This is a genomic window from Bacteroides oleiciplenus YIT 12058 (assembly GCF_000315485.1).
Classification (GTDB): Bacteria; Bacteroidota; Bacteroidia; order Bacteroidales; family Bacteroidaceae; genus Bacteroides; species Bacteroides oleiciplenus.
Genome location: NZ_JH992944.1, coordinates 250095 through 267281, shown reverse-complemented (window position 1 = coordinate 267281; position 17187 = coordinate 250095). Strand labels below are relative to the sequence as shown.

The following is a 17187-nucleotide window of genomic DNA, read 5'->3' as shown; positions in this document are numbered from 1 at the left end:
ATTTGTTTAAACTTTATTCCTTTCCTTTGTTGTTAGTACAAAGACTAACAGAATAGTATCCATGGAAAGAATTCGAAGAATTTGTAGTTTAGTGCTGCTGGCGGCATTCCTGGGTTGTATGCCCATGCTGCATGCGCAGTCGTTTGATAAGTTGTGGAAACAAGTGGAGCAGGCACAAAAGAAGAGCCTGCCACAAACCGTAATTAAACTGACGGATGAGATATTCCGAAAGGGGGAGAAAGAAAAAAATACCCCGCAGATGTTAAAAGCCTACATGTGCCGGAGAGCTAATCAGGATATGTTGACCCCTGATAGTTTCTATGTTAATCTGCAAGGATTGGAACAATGGGCTAAGTCAGAACAGAATACGGTTAGCCGTGCTGTGCTTCATTCGTTGGTAGCCAATATCTATGCTGATTATGCGGCTGGTAACCGTTGGGAATTACGAAAACGTACTTCGCTCGATTTGGAAGGGGATGCCTTGCCAAAGGATATCCGCGAGTGGAGCGGCAACTTGTTTATGCAACAAGTTATGAAATATACCGATGAAACTCTGAAAGACTCGGTTGAACTGCTGAAAACGTCCTCACGCAGTTATGTTCCTTTTGTTATTTTAGGAGATGCAAGTGAGTATTATCACCATGATATGTATCATTTGCTGGCATCGCGATCCATTGAAGCTTTGCAAAACGTGTCGGACTTTGATGCGGATACGCTTGTGAAAAGTAAAATCATGGACATTTACGGGCAGATGATTAATACCTACCGGAAGATGCCGGATCGGGAAGACGCAACCGTACTGACCATGTTGGATTACATGAAGTGGCGCAATCAGAGAGAAGATGTACTGTTTCGTCCCCGTGCATTAAAAAAGGGAGAAAGCGATGCTCCGAACCAATACTTGCGTGCGCTGGATCGCATTATAAAAGATTATGCCAAGCGTGGTGTTTGTGCGGAAGCTTATCTGGCTAAGGCGCATTACTATCGCAATGAACAAGAAAATCAGAAAGCTTTGCAGCTTTGTGATGAGGCTATCAGCCTGTATCCCGATTACAAGCGCATTTCGGCGTTGCGTGATTTGAAGGAAAATATCTTGCAACCTCAGTTGACCTTGAATACAAATAAAATTATGTATCCCGGTGATTCCTTGTCATTGCGGGTTACTCATAAGAATCTGGATGGTTTTACGGTCAATCTGTATCGTACTACTCTTATGGAATCAGTATCTGACATTCCGGAGATTAATTCTGATTTCTATAAAAAATATACCCATAAAGTAAAGACGGAGCATTTGCCTCTGTCTCGTTCGAAAGATTATCAGTTGACTACCGGCACGTGCCGCATTTTGTTGCCTGACGAGCCGGGTATCTATGTATTGCAGATTGTTCCTGATGCTAAAGAGGGGAAGAGTTCGGAAAATCTTATTTATCTTACCCGGTTTAAGGTGCTGACGATGGCCCTGCCCGGAAATAATAATGAAGTAGTGGTGCTGGATGCCGAAACCGGCAATCCTGTTGCTGATGCCGAAGTCATTTTCTATTCTACATATTACATAGGAAAGGATAATAAAGAAGTGGAGCGGAAGACAACGAATGCATCTGGTAAAGTGACATATAAGTCAGATTCGAAAATTCGTTCTTTGGTTGCCAGAAAAGGATCAGATCGGTCAATGCCTCTTCAACGTGTATCTTCCGGTTCTTTTGTGAACTGGGGAGATGGTACTGAAAAATCGGTTAATAACTTGAAGTTACTGACTGACCGTTCTTTGTATCGTCCCGGACAAACCGTTTATGTAAAAGGTATAGCTTATACTCAAAAGAACGATACGGCTGACGTTATCCCGAATGCTGTTTATGAAATAATTCTGCGCGATGTAAACCGCAGAGAGATTTCCCGAAAAGAATTGCGTACTAATGAATTCGGTTCATTTACAACAGAGTTTATGCTTCCGACAGCCTGTCTGAATGGAAACTACACTATAGAAGCTTCCCGTGGCGAGAGTCAGGCTTGGGCAAATATACGCGTGGAAGAATATAAACGTCCGACTTTTGACATTGTATTTGATCCTCAAAAGGCATCCTATCAGGTAGGGGACAGTGTACAGGTGAAAGGTAAGGCAAGCTCATTCAGCGGTGTGCCTTTGCAGGGACTTGAACTAAACTATACGATCACCCGGAATATTTATTCGTGGTGGTGGGGCTATGAAGATGGAGGCATCCCTATTGCTTCCGGTGATGTTATCATAGGTGATGATGGAGATTTTACTATTCCCGTTCGTTTGGAAGGTGATGATGAAGAAGACAATAACGACGTATATTATACCTACTGGATAGAAGCATCCGTCACAAACCAGGCCGGTGAAACGCAAACAGCCGTAACATCATTGGCAGCAGGAAGTCGTTCGGTGGTTCTCTCTGTTGATGACGAAGACTGTATCTGCAAGGATGACAGTATTCGTCTTACTTTCTATGCAAAGAACCTCAATGGAGAACCGGTAGCTCTGAAAGGGGATTATCGACTGGTGCAGGTAGTGAACGGAGATTCATTGGTTCGTATCAGTGGCACTTTTGAATCGAATGTAGCAACTCTGTTGCCGGAATGGAAGAATTTGCCTTCCGGTGAATATGAACTGCAACTGAAAGCTAAAGACGACCAGGGTAGAAACGTGGACTTTGATAAGACAATCGTTCTTTTCTCTTATAATGATAATCGTCCTGTGGTGAAGTCCGACGTTTGGTTCTATGCTCGTAATGAAGAGTTTGACGCCGGACATCCGGCACAGTTCTGCTTTGGAACTTCCTATAAAGACGCTTATGTGATGCTGGATATATTCAGCGACAAACAGCGTCTGGATAGCAAGGTACTTCAGTTATCTGACTCCATTGTCCGTTTCGATGTTCCTTATCTGGATGCATATGGCGATGGGATAGAATATCTGTTTACTGTCGTCAAAGACGGCAATGTTTATTCGAGAACTGTGAGTTTGAGGAAACGTTTGCCGGACAAGAAACTGACAATGAAATGGGATGTTTTCCGTGACAAGCTACGTCCCGGACAGGAAGAAGAATGGCGCTTGACGATAAAGACTCCGCAAGGCACTCCGGCTGCGGCTGAAATGCTTGCTACAATGTATGATGCTTCTCTGGATAAGATATATCCCAATCGTCAGAATTTCTTTGTAGACTATTCCCGCCATATATCCATCCCCAATTGGCGTGAAGGATATACGATTTGGTTGTATTACTCTTGCAATTTTCCGATGAAGAATTGGAAGGTGCCTATGATGATATATGACCGTTTCTATGATACTCAATCGGAGCTTGCAGAGGCAGTAGTGATAGGCTATGGCATTGCACCGAAATCAGTTTTGACAGGTTCTGTACGAGGAATGGCAACTGTTCAGAGCAGGGCTATGGCAAAGAATTCTGCAGATATGGTTGCCGTAAGTGATGATGCAGATACCAAAGAGGTGTTTTATGAAGAAGAGATGGTAGAAGCTGTAATGGCCGGTAAAGCAGATGAATCTTCTACTGTTGAACTTCGCACTAACTTTGCCGAAACAGCTTTCTTTTATCCGCAACTCCGTACTAATGCGCAAGGTGAAATATCCTTCTCCTTCACCATGCCGCAAAGCCTGACGCGTTGGAATTTCCGTGGATATTCCCATACGAAAGGCATGTTCACAGGCACACTGGATGCTTCAGCAGTTACGTCTAAGGAATTTATGTTGTCCCCCAACATGCCGCGTTTCGTGCGGGTAGGGGATAAGACGAGTATTGCCGCAACCGTAACTAACCTGACAGGTAAAACTCTGAAGGGAACCACTAAATTCATCCTTTTCGACCCGATAACAGAGAAAGTGATTTCTACTCAAAGCCACCCCTTTACTGTGGAAGCTGGAAAGACCGTTCCTGTAACTTTCCGCTTTACCGTGACAGACAAGTACGATTTCTTAGGTGTCCGGATGATTGCCGATGGCGGCACATTCAGTGATGGTGAGCAACACTTGTTGCCTGTATTGAGCAACAAGGAATATATCACCGAAACCCTCGCCATGCCGATACGTGGTGAAGAAACCCGTACCTTCTCTCTGGACAGCCTGTTCAATTATAACAGCCGTACCGCTACCGACCGTCGACTGACAGTAGAGTTCACCGGTAATCCGGCTTGGTATGCCGTTCAGGCATTGCCTACGTTGAGCCAGCCTCGCACAGACAATGCTACAGCCTGGGCTGCCGCTTATTATGCCAATTCCCTTGCTTCTTATATCGCCAACAGTCAGCCGCGCATCAAAGCCGTATTCGATAGCTGGCGTATGCAAGGTGGTAAGAAAGAAACTTTCCTCAGCCAATTGCAGAAGAACCAGGATGTGAAGAATATCCTTCTTGAAGAAAGCCCGTGGCTGATGGAAGCCACCACAGAAGCTGAACAGCAGGCACGTATTGCCACCTTGTTCGATCTTAATAATCTGGCAAACGGAAATATAACCGCTCTTACTAAATTGAAGGAATTGCAAGAGTCAAACGGTGCCTGGAGTTGGTACAAAGGCATGCCCGGCAGCCGTAGTATGACGGGGTATATAACCGAACTTCTCGTCCGCCTGCCTTTGCTCACCGGAACCAAGAATTCCGATGATGCCCTTTCCATGCAACAAAATGCTTTCAACTATCTGCATCAGCAGGCATTGGAAGAATACAATAATATCCGTAAAGCCGAAAAGAATGGTGCCAAGATAACTACTCTTTCATACCCGGCTATGCAGTATCTCTATCTGGTAGCTATCTCCGGTGAGAAAGTTCCCGCTGCCAATGAAGCAGCTTACCGCTACTTCCTATCTATGGTTGGTAAGAACCTGAATTCAAATGCAATGGGCATCAAGGCACAGTCCGCCGTCATTCTGCAAAAAGCAGGCCGTGCGTCCGAGGCTAATGAATTCATCGCCTCCATCAAAGAGCATCTGGTGCAGACAAATGAGCGGGGTGCTTACTTTGCTTTCAATGAAAAGTCTTTCCTTTGGGGAACTCAACCGATTTCCGTTCATGTGGAGGTAATGGAAGCTCTGCGTATGGCAGGTGGCAACGATGCATTGGTAGAAGAAATGAAACTCTGGTTGCTGAAGCAGAAACAAACTACAAGCTGGAATTCGTCCGTGGCAACAGCCGATGCCATTTATGCATTGCTCTGCCAAGGCAGCGATCTGTTGGCATCCCGTGGTGATGTACGCATTGTACTTGGCAATAAAGTATTGGAAACATACAGTCCTGCTAAAACTACTGTTCCCGGTTTGGGATATATCAAGGAGAGCTTTGCACAAGGCAGCCCTGAATTGCGTGCCAAGTCCATTACGGTAGAAAAACGGGACGCAGGCATTGCATGGGGCGCAGTCTATGCACAATATTTATCTCCAATTTCCGACGTGAAACAACAGGGAGGCGAGTTGGCAGTAGAAAAGAAACTCTACGTAGAGCGTACCTTGCCCGGTGGAAAGGCCGAACTGCAGCCGATTACTGCTTCCACCCGTCTGAATGTAGGTGATAAAGTAGTTTCCCGCCTGACGATACGCCTCGACCGTGCTATGGACTTCGTTCAGCTGAAAGACCAACGCGGCGCTTGCTTCGAACCGATGAATTCCATCTCCGGTTATCGCTGGAATAGCGGAACAGGTTATTATGTGGAGATAGAAGACGCTTCTACTAATTTCTTCTTCGACAGTTTGAGTAAAGGCGTATATGTGCTGGAATACAGCTATCGTGTTGCCCGCAGCGGTCAGTATGAAGCCGGACTGGCAACCATACAATGTGCTTATGCACCGGAATATGCCGCTCATTCGACATCCATGAAAGTAGATGTAGAATAGTATTGCATGTAGAGATATAGAAGTGCGGGGTTCTTTTCGAAATATGCGAAAGAACCCCGCGTCTCTGTATATAATACAAGAAATTTTAAAACAGCCTTTTAGGAACTCTCATTTAAAACACCTACTTTTGTGCATCCTAAAAAAGAGAAACGAATGAAACGAACCCTGATATGTATATACGCGCTTGCCGCCACAGCACTTACCGCCATGGCGCAACCGCGTTTTTCGTCCAATAAAGAAACGCATAGCTTCGGACAGATAGAGTGGAAACATCCCGTCAGTGTGCAGTATGTCATCACCAACACGGGCGACCAGCCTCTGGTGCTTACTGATGTGGACCCTTCCTGTGCCTGTTCCGTAGCCCAATGGACGCAGACACCCATTGCACCCGGTGATAAAGGTACTATCACTGTGGACTTTGATGCGAAAGCATTGGGACACTTTGACAAGTCCGTAGCCGTTTACACGAATGCAGAGCCTAATCTGGCTTACCTGCATTTTACGGGTGAGGTGGTGCGTGAAATAAAAGACTTTACGAATGCCTATCCTTATCTGATCGGTCAGATACGCATCGACAAGAATGAGATTGATTTTCCGGATACTCATCGTGGTGAGAAGCCAGTGATACGTATCGGCGTAGTGAACCAGTCGGACCGTTCGTATGAACCCGTATTGATGCACCTGCCTTCTTATCTGGATATGGAGGTAGAACCGAATGTACTTCAAAAAGGTGAGAGAGGTCTTATCACCTTGACTCTTAACACTGAGAAATTGACAGATTTGGGATTGACCCAATCGTCCGTTTATCTTTCCCGTTTCACGGGCGATAAAGTGAGCGATGAAAATGAAATACCGCTTTCTGCCATTCTCTTGCCCGATTTCTCTGGCCTTTCAGTTTCGGATATGGCTAATGCTCCCGTTGTTCGTCTTTCGGAAACTGATATAGACCTGAGTGCCTTGCTGGCAAAGAAGAATAAGGTGAAACATGATATACAGCTTACCAATGCCGGACGTTCTCCGTTGCAGATCAGTAAGTTGCAAGTGTTCAATCCTGCTTTGGGGGTAAGCTTGAAGAAGAGTGTGTTGCAGCCGGGTGAAACTACCCGTTTGCGCGTGATGGTAGATAAGAAGAATATAGCCAAGAAGAAACGCCATCTGCGCATTCTGATGATAACGAATGACCCGACTCAGCCGAAAGTAGAGATTAATATTAAGGCAAAAAACTAAAACTATAAATCATGATGGAACATCCTGAAAACAATGAATCCTATAAAGGGCTGGTTGTCAATGCAGGCATTGAGCAACCTTCATCTGTCAATCCCTATCGTCGTCTGAAACCTAAGAAACGTCAGCTTTCTGTAGCAGAGTTTGTGGAAGGCATCGTAAAAGGGGATGTAACCATTCTGAGCCAGGCGGTGACTTTGGTGGAGAGTGTGAAACCCGAGCATCAAGCAGTGGCACAAGAAGTCATTGAGAAGTGCCTGCCTTATTCGGGAAACTCAGTCCGTGTAGGTATCAGTGGTGTGCCAGGAGCAGGAAAGAGTACTTCTATCGATGTTTTCGGTCTGCATGTATTAGAGAAATATGCCGGTAAACTGGCAGTACTTGCCATCGACCCCAGTAGCGAACGCAGCAAAGGCAGTATTCTGGGGGATAAGACGCGTATGGAGCAACTTTCCGTTCACCCCAATTCTTTTATTCGCCCCAGTCCATCGGCAGGTTCTCTTGGTGGGGTAGCTCGCAAGACGCGTGAGACGATCATTCTTTGTGAGGCGGCAGGCTTCGATAAGATATTTGTAGAGACAGTAGGTGTGGGGCAGAGCGAGACGGCTGTACACTCTATGGTCGATTTCTTCCTGCTTATTCAGTTAGCTGGTACGGGGGATGAACTGCAAGGCATCAAACGCGGCATTATGGAGATGGCGGATGGCATTGTAATCAATAAGGCGGACGGCGATAATCTGGATCGTGCCAAACTGGCTGCAACGCAATTCCGTAATGCATTGCATCTATTCCCGGCTCCTGAGTCTGGATGGACGCCGCAGGTGATGACCTATTCCGGTTTCTATAACTTGGGTGTGAAGGAAATTTGGGATATGATTTACGAATACATCGCCTTTGTGAAAGATAATGGTTACTTTGAGTATCGCCGTAATGAGCAAAGCAAATATTGGATGTACGAAAGTATCAATGAACGCTTGCGCGATAGTTTCTATCACAACCCGGTCATAGAAGCGATGCTGACAGACAAGGAACAGCAAGTGTTGCAAGGTAAACTCACCTCCTTTGTGGCAGCAAAGAGCCTTCTCGATACGTATTTTGGAGAACTGAAAAAATAGTGATTAGCGGTTGGTGATTAGTGATTAGTACCCTGCGGCATCATAGCGCAGCCTACTAATCACTAATCATCAACCGTTAATCACTCTATTTCACACCTCTTTCCCCGCCTTTTCAAAGTCCGCCTTTGATTTACTCTTCGTCACGATATATACTCCAAGGAACACCAGAGCGATAGCAGCTCCTTTTTCCCATCCGAATACTCCCAGTCCCATAATAATGGCAGCAATGGAAGCTACGATAGGCTGCATATAATTATACATACTTACCACTGTCGGGCGCATCAGTCTTTGCGCCGTCATAATAAAGATGTAAGCAAGAAAACTACCTCCCACTACTACATATCCTACTTGCACGAATGCTGCCGTAGAGATTTCCGCCCACTGAATACTTGCCACATCATGATAAGAGAATGGGATATAACACATGGATGCATACACGAACATCCACTTATTCAGCGTGACAGGTGAATATTTCTGTGACAGACCCTTGAATACAGTCAGATAAATGGAGAAGCTGATTTGTGCAACCAGACAGAGTAAATCCCCGATGATGCTACTGTTGCCACCACCCGCAGTCTGGCTACTCATAATAAGTATCAGTGCCCCCATGGCACCCACAAAAATACCCAGCACTTTTAAATTCGTAACCGGCTCTTTCAGATAGATGGCAGCTATTATCATGGTTACAATGGGCAGCGTTGTCGTCACAATGGATGCATCAATGGGCGAAGTCATTGAAAGCCCGAAGATATAAACCCCTTGATTGAACACTAAGGCAAAGAGTGATGCGAAGAATATCTTTAGCATATCCCGATGATCTACGTGTTCGCGTTTACAAAAAGCAGACAACAACCAGAAGCAAGCCGCCGCGCCCACCATGCGGAACGTAGTTACCGATAAGGCCGAGAACTCCATAAGTGCAGATTTACCGATAGGAGCCATTAGTCCCCATAAAATATTGGCAGTCAGGGCGAATATATGCCCTTGTACATTCTTGTTCATACTCTTTTTTCTTTTGAGGATGCAAAAGAACAACTATTTTTTGAAACCAGGAAGTCTTTTCTGTTTTTATATACTTGTGGTGAAGTCGTTGGGAGGCTTCTTATTACAGTTAAATACAAATAAATTTGCTCTAACCTTCAAATTGTTCTATATTTGCAACAAAAGCGACAAGTTACTCAAATTGTCCGGATATGATAAACTACTTGGTAAGAACAATAATGGTATTTTGGCTGGTGCTTTTCTGCCTGCGAATCAATAGTGCTCAGGAGATTGATATAAACCAGACCAGGAAGAATTTGCTGGAAACACTGCAAAACAATGCCATTGCCCCACAGCAGAAGATGGAACTGTACGTTGACCTGTATGACTTGTCCGACGACGCAGCAACTAAGTGTGCTTATATCCGCGAATCATTGAAGTTGGCCATTCAGTTGAAAAACCAGATATATATTTTTGAGACACTTGACATCCTTTGTCGCAATTACAAGGATGAACCGGATTCCCTGCACTACTATCAGCGGATAGGGGAGGAACATCTGGAAGGACCTTATAAGGGATTTTATATGGCATGGCTCAAAGCCTTTCCTTCTGTTTGTAAGATGGATGAGGCTGAAAAACCGGATGAAGCCAATGAAGAAATCACACGCTATAAACATCACAAAGCCAATCTTTCCGATAAGTCGCAGGAAGTGCAATGGGAGATGATTCTTTGTTCGGCAATGGAGTGCGTCAGTTACTTTTCACCGTCTGTAGCTAATTCGGAAGACCGCATTGTTCATTTGAAAAACATTCACCAGTTGGTTAGCGGTTTACCTTTCGAAGTCAGCTATAAGTTCGATTGGTATTACCTGACCCGTGTTGAGTTCCTTCATCGTGCCGAAGGAAAACGAGACGAGAACGTTAAGGCAGTGGAAGCTCTGGAACAATTGGAGCAACTTTATGACAATCAGTTTGAATTACCTTTCTATAAGAGGCGTGCATACATCCGTATTCGCAGTCGTGAAGCATTGCGTATGGGCGTTTATAGCGAAATGCTTTATTTCGGAGAAATTATAGGTAGAAAGAAGGCTGATGAAATTTATTTCCGAATGAAGGAGTATTATCAAGATAAGACCTCAGTAGAAAGTAAAGAGACGTTTGGGGCTGCTGCTTTCCGTTACTATCTTTATACTACACAATATGACCTTGCTATGCAGACTGTCAATGAATTGCTGGAACGAACCGATTCGGCCGACACGAATAGGCGCACCGAGTTGCTGGCAAAGAAGATTAGCCTGATCTCCCAATGGAAACAACATTACAAAGAAGGTTTTGAAGCCTTTTGGGACTACACCAACCTGATGGAAGATAGTCATGTGGAAGAAACGAACAAGCAACTGGCTGAGATGCGTTCGTTGTTTGAAGTGGATAAGCTGAAAATAGAGCAGGCCGAACTTCAGGCACGTTATCATCGTATCACTCTTGTTGTGCTTGTTGTCCTGCTGCTCATATTCTTTATCTGGAGTCTCTATCAGTACCGCCTGACGAAACGATTGAAAGCCACTAAACAGGCATTAATCCTTTCGAACAAGAAAGTGGCTGAGGAGAGTGAACGCGCCAAGGCAAGCGACCGCATGAAGACGGAGTTCCTCCAATCCATGTGCCACGAGATACGTACTCCGCTCAATGCCATTTGTGGATTCAGCACCCTGTTGCTGAATGAAGATTTGGACCAGGAAGAGAAAAAGGATTTTCCGGTCATCATTGAAAAGAACTCTAATCAACTGACTGAATTGTTCGAAGACATTCTGCAGGTGTCGGATTTAAGCAGTTCATTGGAGTTGTTTCCCATGGAGCAGGTAGATGTGTTACCGATTTGTGTGGAACTTCTTGATATCTGCAAGGAAAGAGCTGTCGCAGCCAAGCTTACCTATATATTTGAATCTGCATTGAGCGAATGTTCCGTAAAAACAAATGCGCAATATCTGCAACGTGTCGTGGAACATCTCCTGAACAATGCTGTAAAGTTTACCACTGCCGGAACCATCCGCATGAGTCTGTCACATGCCGGGGGCAAGGTGCACATTGCTGTGAGCGATACAGGTATCGGTGTTCCGGCTGACAAGGCCGAATATATCTTCGACCGTTTCACCAAATTGGATGAATTTACGCCCGGTACCGGACTGGGACTTTATTCTTGTCGCCTCATAGTCACCCGTCTGGGCGGCTCCATTTATCTTGATACATCCTATCAGGATGGTGCCCGTTTCTGCATAGATTTGCCTGTCGAAGAGTGATTTTTCTATCCGGAGGGCGTGGAAATCAGAGATTATCACGTATATTTGTTTCTGATTAAAAGCAAGAACTATGGAACAACAAGCCAATTACATCCAACGAATCGAGATACACGGGTTGTGGGACCGTTATAACATAGCCTGGGATCTGCGTCCCGATGTCAACATTCTCTCCGGCATCAACGGAGTAGGGAAGACCACCATCCTCAACCGTTCCGTCCACTATCTGGAAGAACTCTCGGGTGAAATAAAGAACGGCGAGATAGAAGGTGTACGCATCACCTTCGACCGTCCCGATGCTACTTACATCCCTTACGACGTCATCCGCAGCTATGACCGCCCCCTGATAATGGGCGACTTCACTGCTCGCATGGCCGACCCGAACGTTAAGTCCGAACTCGACTGGCAACTCTACCTCTTGCAACGCCGCTACCTCGACTATCAGGTAAACATTGGTAACAAGATGATAGAACTTCTCTCCGGTGATGAGCAGCAGCGCGCGCAAGCCGCCTCCTTATCCGTTCCTAAGCGGAAGTTCCAGGACATGATGGACCAATTGTTTAGCTATACACGCAAGACCATAGACCGTCGTAGCAATGAAATCATTTTCTATCAAGATGGCGAACGCCTCTTGCCCTATAAGCTCTCCTCCGGTGAGAAACAGATGCTTATCATCCTCCTCACCGTACTGGTGCGCGATGATGCCCACTGTGTTCTCTTCATGGACGAGCCCGAAGCCTCCCTGCATATCGAGTGGCAACAGAAGCTCATCAGCATGATACGAGAGTTGAATCCCAATGTGCAACTGATACTCACCACCCATTCCCCCGCTGTCATTATGGAAGGCTGGCTGGATGCGGTGACGGAAGTTGATGAAATTTCTTCAGTTATAACTAATAACTAAAAAAGTGGCTACTTCTTTAAAACATAATCTTACTTCTGCCTATTTCAATGCTGCCAACAAACTCTATCCAAAGAAAGCCCGGCGGCGCATTGTGGCTTATGTAGAGAGTTACGATGATGTAGCTTTCTGGCGTACGTTGCTGGCGGAGTTCGAGACAGATGAACGTTACTTTCAGGTGATGTTGCCCTCGGCTACTTCCCTTGCGAAAGGTAAGAAGATGGTGTTGATGAATACTTTGAATACTGCCGAACTGGGCAAAAGCCTGATAGCTTGTGTGGACAGTGACTACGACTTTCTGTTGCAGGGCAAAACGAACGTTTCCCATAAAATAAACAGTAGTCCCTATATATTTCAGACATATGCCTATGCCATTGAGAACTTCCATTGTTATGCCGAAAGCCTGCATGAAGTCTGTGTACAGGCCACGCTGAACGACCGTAAGCTGATAGACTTCCCCATTTTCCTGAAAAGCTATTCGCAGATTGTCTATCCGCTTTTCCTGTGGAATGTCTTCTTCTATCGCCGGCGCGATACGTCTACTTTCCCGATGTACGACTTCAATGCCTGCACCCGCTTGCAAGAAGTTAATGTACATCATCCCGAACGGACGCTGGAACCTGTGCAACGTGCCGTCTCGACAAAACTCACAGAACTGCGCAAGCGTTTCCCGCAGTATATAAAACCTGTGGACAACCTAGCCGTAGAATTGGATAGACTGGGGCTGAACCCTGACACTGCTTACCTCTACATACAGGGGCACCACCTCATGGATAGCGTTGTGATGAAACTTCTCATTCCTGTCTGCACCGTGCTGCGCCGTGAACGCGAACAGGAGATTAAGCGTCTGGCCGCCCACAACGTGCAATTCCATAACGAGTTGACCAGCTATGAGAACAGCCAGGTCAACGTTAGTCTGATGCTGAAAAAGAACAGTGGATACAAGAACCTTTATCTGTATCAGTGGTTGAAAGAAGATATAAGAGACTTTTTGGAAAAAGAGAAGTGAAGGTCTCAAACCTATCACCCCTCCCTTTCAGGACACCCGTCTTCCCTGGGGGAAGAGAATTAGGATACTGTTATTTACACGTTAATATAATAATAAACCCTTAGTATCATGAGCATTGTACAACAAATCAATGAAGGACTTCAGACATTAGGTTTCAGCCAGTCATTGGCCGATCAGTTAGACCAATTCTTAGCTTTTCTGGGAGTACTCCTGGTGGCTTATTTGGCAGATGCCGCTTGCCGGAAACTACTGTTGAAAGTTGTTTCGCGTTTGGTAAAACAAACCAAGGCCACTTGGGATGACATCGTTTTCGACCGTAAGGTCATGGTGCATCTCAGTCGTATGGTGGCGCCTATCCTTATTTATATTCTGATTCCTCTGGCATTCTCCAATGCTGATTCGGCAACGCTTGCGCTTATCCAGCGCTTCTGTCTTATCTTCATCATTATCATGTTCCTTAGTTTCATCAGTTCCCTACTTACGGCTGTTTACACCGTTTACAGTGAGAAGGAGCAGTTCCGCGACCGCCCTCTGAAAGGACTTTTGCAGACGGCACAGGTCATTATCTACTTCGTTGGCGGCATCATCGTTGTCAGCATACTGATAGACCGCTCGCCCGGTGTATTGCTCACCGGTCTGGGAGCTTCGGCAGCTGTGCTGATGTTGGTATTTAAGGACAGCATCATGGGCTTTGTTTCCGGTGTGCAACTTTCTGCCAACGATATGCTGAAAGTAGGCGACTGGATTACGATGCCCAAGTATGGTGCGGACGGTGACGTGATAGAAGTGTCACTGAATACGGTGAAGGTACGTAATTTCGACAAGACCATCACTACCATTCCTCCTTACCTGCTTGTAAGCGACTCTTTCCAGAACTGGCGTGGCATGCAGGAGAGTGGAGGACGTCGTATCAAGCGTTCCATCAACATCGACATGAACAGCGTGAAGTTCTGTACCCCCGAAATGCTGGCTAAATATCGCAAGATACAACTCTTGACAGACTATGTGGAACAGACAGAGGAAGTCATAAAGGAGTATAACCAAGAGCATCACATCGACAATTCCATCCTTGTGAACGGCCGTCGTCAGACGAATCTCGGTGTCTTCCGTGCTTATCTGAACTGTTATCTGAAGAGTCATCCGGGCGTGAACCATGATATGACTTGTATGGTACGCCAGCTTCAGCCTACCGACCACGGTATTCCGTTGGAACTTTACTTCTTCTCTTCAACCACGTCCTGGATACCTTATGAGGACTTGCAGTCCGATGTCTTCGACCATCTGCTGGCTATTATTTCCGAGTTCGACCTGCACGTGTTCCAGTCGCCATCCGGAGATGATTTCCGAAAGACAATCCTGAAGGACTAAATGATTTGCGTTATATCTTCATCTCACAAAGCATACTTATTCATTGCATTTCTCATCTGGACTTAGTACTTTTGAGTCCTACTTTGAAAGGATATAACATCCCCATCTTTTTCCCGAAAACATCCCCATGTTTTGGGGTAAAACATCCGGGTGTTTTGGGTGAAAACATCCCCATGTTTTAGGGTGAAACATCCGGGTGTTTTCGATACTCAGTCCTAAAGTGATGTGTGCTCAGTCCTTATGTGTAGGTCGTTAAGTATAGGTATGATGGATATTATGTATAGGTGTGCCTGATGTAAGGCATTGATAATAAACTAATAATAAAGAAAGGGAAGAAAGACATGACAATGAATTATGTAGTCCGCAAGAAGGTGGACAAGAGTAAGGGCAAAGCAGTGGTGCGCTACTATGCTGCTTCGAAGGTGTTGCAGCCGGAGCCGGTGAGCAACGAGGAGATTGCGAAACGATTGGCCGAAATCAGTTCGTTGCAGGTGGGCGATGCGCAGTCCGTGTTGGTACAGTTGCCGGATATCATTGCCGACTTCCTTGCCAGTGGGCGTACGGTGAACATCCGTGGATTGGGCAACTTCTTTCCCGCCATCACCAGCGAACCGGTGGAACGGGTGGAGGACTGCACGGCGGACAAAGTGCGCATATCGCGCATTTGCTTCAAGGCAGCGAGCAGTTTTGTGAAGCGTATCTATAAGAATCTGGATTTGTTTAGCTTCCAGGTACGGGAATTGAAGAAGGAACAGAAGAAGAAAGGGAAAGAGTGACAGGCTCTTAAACGAGCAAACGCCGGGCGGTTCCCCTGAACCTGCCCGGCGTTGCTGTTGTAGAAGCTTAGCTTCGGCGTGTGTATTTCAATGAGTGATTAATATACTGTGTTTTGTGGGTCGAAGTTCGTCCAGCTTTCCAGCCAATTATCATTGGTGTCTCGGAAAGCGCCAATATAGTTCCCGTCAGTTCCCACAATAGCCGTAGTGGGGCAGTAATTCTGACCGGTATTCATCGGGTCAGTCAATCCCAGTTCAGCCTCAGTCATCACTTTGTTCGAAGCCTCACTTTTGAAGAAAGTGTGTGAATAAGAAATCTGGCTTTCATCATACGTTCCGGTTTCTTTGTTGTAGAGATAATCTTCGTATTTCTTATTATTGTCCGAGCCAACTACACCCATACCGGCAAAGATGATATTCTTCAGATAGAAATCACCGTTTTTAGAATATTGAACCGTATTTCCTTTTTCGCCATCCACAATCAGACCGATAGGATAACCTACTGCCAATGTGTTTTCACAATTCAGCTTACTGCTGCGACGTATCTGCATGGCTGATTGGAACAGACCCAGCTTGGATTTATTATCCGGATACATGTCACCGGCAGTGATGTATTCGGAAGTGTTCCGGAAATCAGTGTTTTTGGCAGTCATAGGACCAATGAACGTTACATTCTTGAATGTCGCGGTTGTGAATGGAGCGATGTCTGCACCTGTTCCGTTGTTATCGCTTTCGAAACCATTGGATTGCGACGTGTCGGCAATACGTGGGTCACGAATCGACAGGCAGTATTGTACAGTTCCGCTGAAACCGTTGTCCGTGTCGAATTCATCGTCCCAACCTTTATAAGCTACCAGATATTTGCAACTCACTGCGCCACCGAACCATTCGAAAGAGTCGTCGTTAGAATACGATACCTGTAAGTGGTCAATAGTGGTACCACTGCCCACGGAGCCGAATGTAATACCGTTGATTTCTTTATCAGTTTCAAAGGGATAACCTGCAAACTCCACGCGGATATACTGGAAGATACCGGAATTGTCGGCATCATTGCTGCCTCCGTGTATGGTGCGCGGTCCACCTTCTATTTGCTGCGTACCTTGATTGTTTTTGGCTTTACCGCAAATGATTAAACCACCCCAGTCACCCGGTCTGCGTTGTCCCGGAGCCTCCTCGGAAGTCATGACGATGGGAGCTTCCTTGGTTCCTTTCATTTCTACATATCCACCCGGTTCTATAATAAGGGCAGCCATTGTCTGTTTGTCACCCTTAATAATAGTACCTGCGGGAATTCTCAGTTTAGCGCCATCGGCTACGTATACCCAGCCTTTCAGCAGGTAGGTTCCTTTTTCCAGAGTTACGTCACCGGTGAATACGAAATGTTGATCGCCATTGCCCAGTTCTGTTCCACCTTTGAACAGGACACCTTTGCTGTAGGCTGTTGTACCATCGTAGGTTACTTCGGGGTCTGTACCTCCGTTTCCATTTCCATTGCCTCCGTTTCCTCCATTCTCTCCGTTGGAGTCGTCAGAACAGGAAGACATCACATTTCCAATTGCAATGGCTGTGCACATCATAATGATCCAGCCAAACTTCTTAATTTCCATTTTCATACTTTTCTTAATTTGGGAATTAAACTTCTTTATGTTCAGGTTTTGTTAG

10 protein-coding genes are annotated in these 17187 nt (G+C 45.7%); 8 read left to right on the top strand and 2 right to left on the bottom strand.

The features are described from left to right. The first annotated feature begins 61 nt into the window (after positions 1-61). The 3 genes from HMPREF9447_RS20735 (at position 62) to meaB (ending at position 8196) form a co-directional block, all read left to right on the top strand. Positions 62-5857, top strand: a complete 5796-nt coding sequence (locus HMPREF9447_RS20735; RefSeq protein WP_009131748.1) for an alpha-2-macroglobulin family protein — start codon at positions 62-64, stop codon at positions 5855-5857. 153 nt (positions 5858-6010) lie between these two features. Continuing rightward, positions 6011-7084 carry a DUF1573 domain-containing protein gene (locus HMPREF9447_RS20730; RefSeq protein ID WP_009131747.1) on the top strand — a complete coding sequence of 358 codons (1074 nt, stop codon included), beginning with the start codon at positions 6011-6013 and terminating at the stop codon, positions 7082-7084. A gap of 14 nt (positions 7085-7098) precedes the next feature. After that, on the top strand, positions 7099-8196 hold the full coding sequence (meaB, locus tag HMPREF9447_RS20725) for a methylmalonyl Co-A mutase-associated GTPase MeaB (protein ID WP_009131746.1): 1098 nt from the start codon (positions 7099-7101) through the stop codon (positions 8194-8196). Between the two features lie 90 nt (positions 8197-8286). Here meaB and HMPREF9447_RS20720 read toward each other — a convergent pair whose 3' ends face one another. Beyond that, positions 8287-9198 (bottom strand): DMT family transporter, encoded by a 912-nt coding sequence (locus tag HMPREF9447_RS20720; RefSeq protein WP_009131745.1) that lies wholly within the window; start codon positions 9196-9198, stop codon positions 8287-8289. Between the two features lie 191 nt (positions 9199-9389). On the opposite strand from HMPREF9447_RS20720, the gene HMPREF9447_RS20715 reads away from it, so the two are divergent. From HMPREF9447_RS20715 to HMPREF9447_RS20695, 5 genes are all read left to right on the top strand, one after another. Next, positions 9390-11474, top strand: coding sequence for a sensor histidine kinase (locus tag HMPREF9447_RS20715; RefSeq protein ID WP_044138501.1), 2085 nt, complete (start codon positions 9390-9392; stop codon positions 11472-11474). A 70-nt stretch (positions 11475-11544) separates the two neighbouring features. After that, positions 11545-12375 carry an AAA family ATPase gene (locus HMPREF9447_RS20710; protein WP_009131743.1) on the top strand — a complete coding sequence of 277 codons (831 nt, stop codon included), beginning with the start codon at positions 11545-11547 and terminating at the stop codon, positions 12373-12375. A gap of 4 nt (positions 12376-12379) precedes the next feature. Further along, positions 12380-13381, top strand: a complete 1002-nt coding sequence (locus HMPREF9447_RS20705; RefSeq protein WP_009131742.1) for a DUF4435 domain-containing protein — start codon at positions 12380-12382, stop codon at positions 13379-13381. 108 nt (positions 13382-13489) lie between these two features. Next, positions 13490-14749 carry a mechanosensitive ion channel family protein gene (locus HMPREF9447_RS20700; RefSeq protein ID WP_009131741.1) on the top strand — a complete coding sequence of 420 codons (1260 nt, stop codon included), beginning with the start codon at positions 13490-13492 and terminating at the stop codon, positions 14747-14749. A 341-nt stretch (positions 14750-15090) separates the two neighbouring features. Continuing rightward, entirely contained in the window at positions 15091-15525 is a 435-nt protein-coding gene (locus HMPREF9447_RS20695; RefSeq protein ID WP_009131740.1) for an HU family DNA-binding protein, read from the top strand. A 98-nt stretch (positions 15526-15623) separates the two neighbouring features. On the opposite strand, the gene HMPREF9447_RS20690 is transcribed toward HMPREF9447_RS20695, so the two are convergent. Further along, positions 15624-17138, bottom strand: coding sequence for a hypothetical protein (locus HMPREF9447_RS20690; protein WP_044138499.1), 1515 nt, complete (start codon positions 17136-17138; stop codon positions 15624-15626). Positions 17139-17187: the final 49 nt, after the last annotated feature.

Excerpts from the sequence above, each read along its gene's own strand:
- HMPREF9447_RS20735 (WP_009131748.1), top strand. The coding sequence starts at position 62 with ATGGAAAGAATTCGAAGAATTTGTAGTTTAGTGCTGCTGGCGGCATTC.
- HMPREF9447_RS20730 (WP_009131747.1), top strand. The coding sequence starts at position 6,011 with ATGAAACGAACCCTGATATGTATATACGCGCTTGCCGCCACAGCACTT.
- meaB (WP_009131746.1), top strand. The coding sequence starts at position 7,099 with ATGGAACATCCTGAAAACAATGAATCCTATAAAGGGCTGGTTGTCAAT.
- HMPREF9447_RS20720 (WP_009131745.1), bottom strand. The coding sequence starts at position 9,198 with ATGAACAAGAATGTACAAGGGCATATATTCGCCCTGACTGCCAATATT.
- HMPREF9447_RS20715 (WP_044138501.1), top strand. The coding sequence starts at position 9,390 with ATGATAAACTACTTGGTAAGAACAATAATGGTATTTTGGCTGGTGCTT.
- HMPREF9447_RS20710 (WP_009131743.1), top strand. The coding sequence starts at position 11,545 with ATGGAACAACAAGCCAATTACATCCAACGAATCGAGATACACGGGTTG.
- HMPREF9447_RS20700 (WP_009131741.1), top strand. The coding sequence starts at position 13,490 with ATGAGCATTGTACAACAAATCAATGAAGGACTTCAGACATTAGGTTTC.
- HMPREF9447_RS20695 (WP_009131740.1), top strand. The coding sequence starts at position 15,091 with ATGACAATGAATTATGTAGTCCGCAAGAAGGTGGACAAGAGTAAGGGC.
- HMPREF9447_RS20690 (WP_044138499.1), bottom strand. The coding sequence starts at position 17,138 with ATGAAAATGGAAATTAAGAAGTTTGGCTGGATCATTATGATGTGCACA.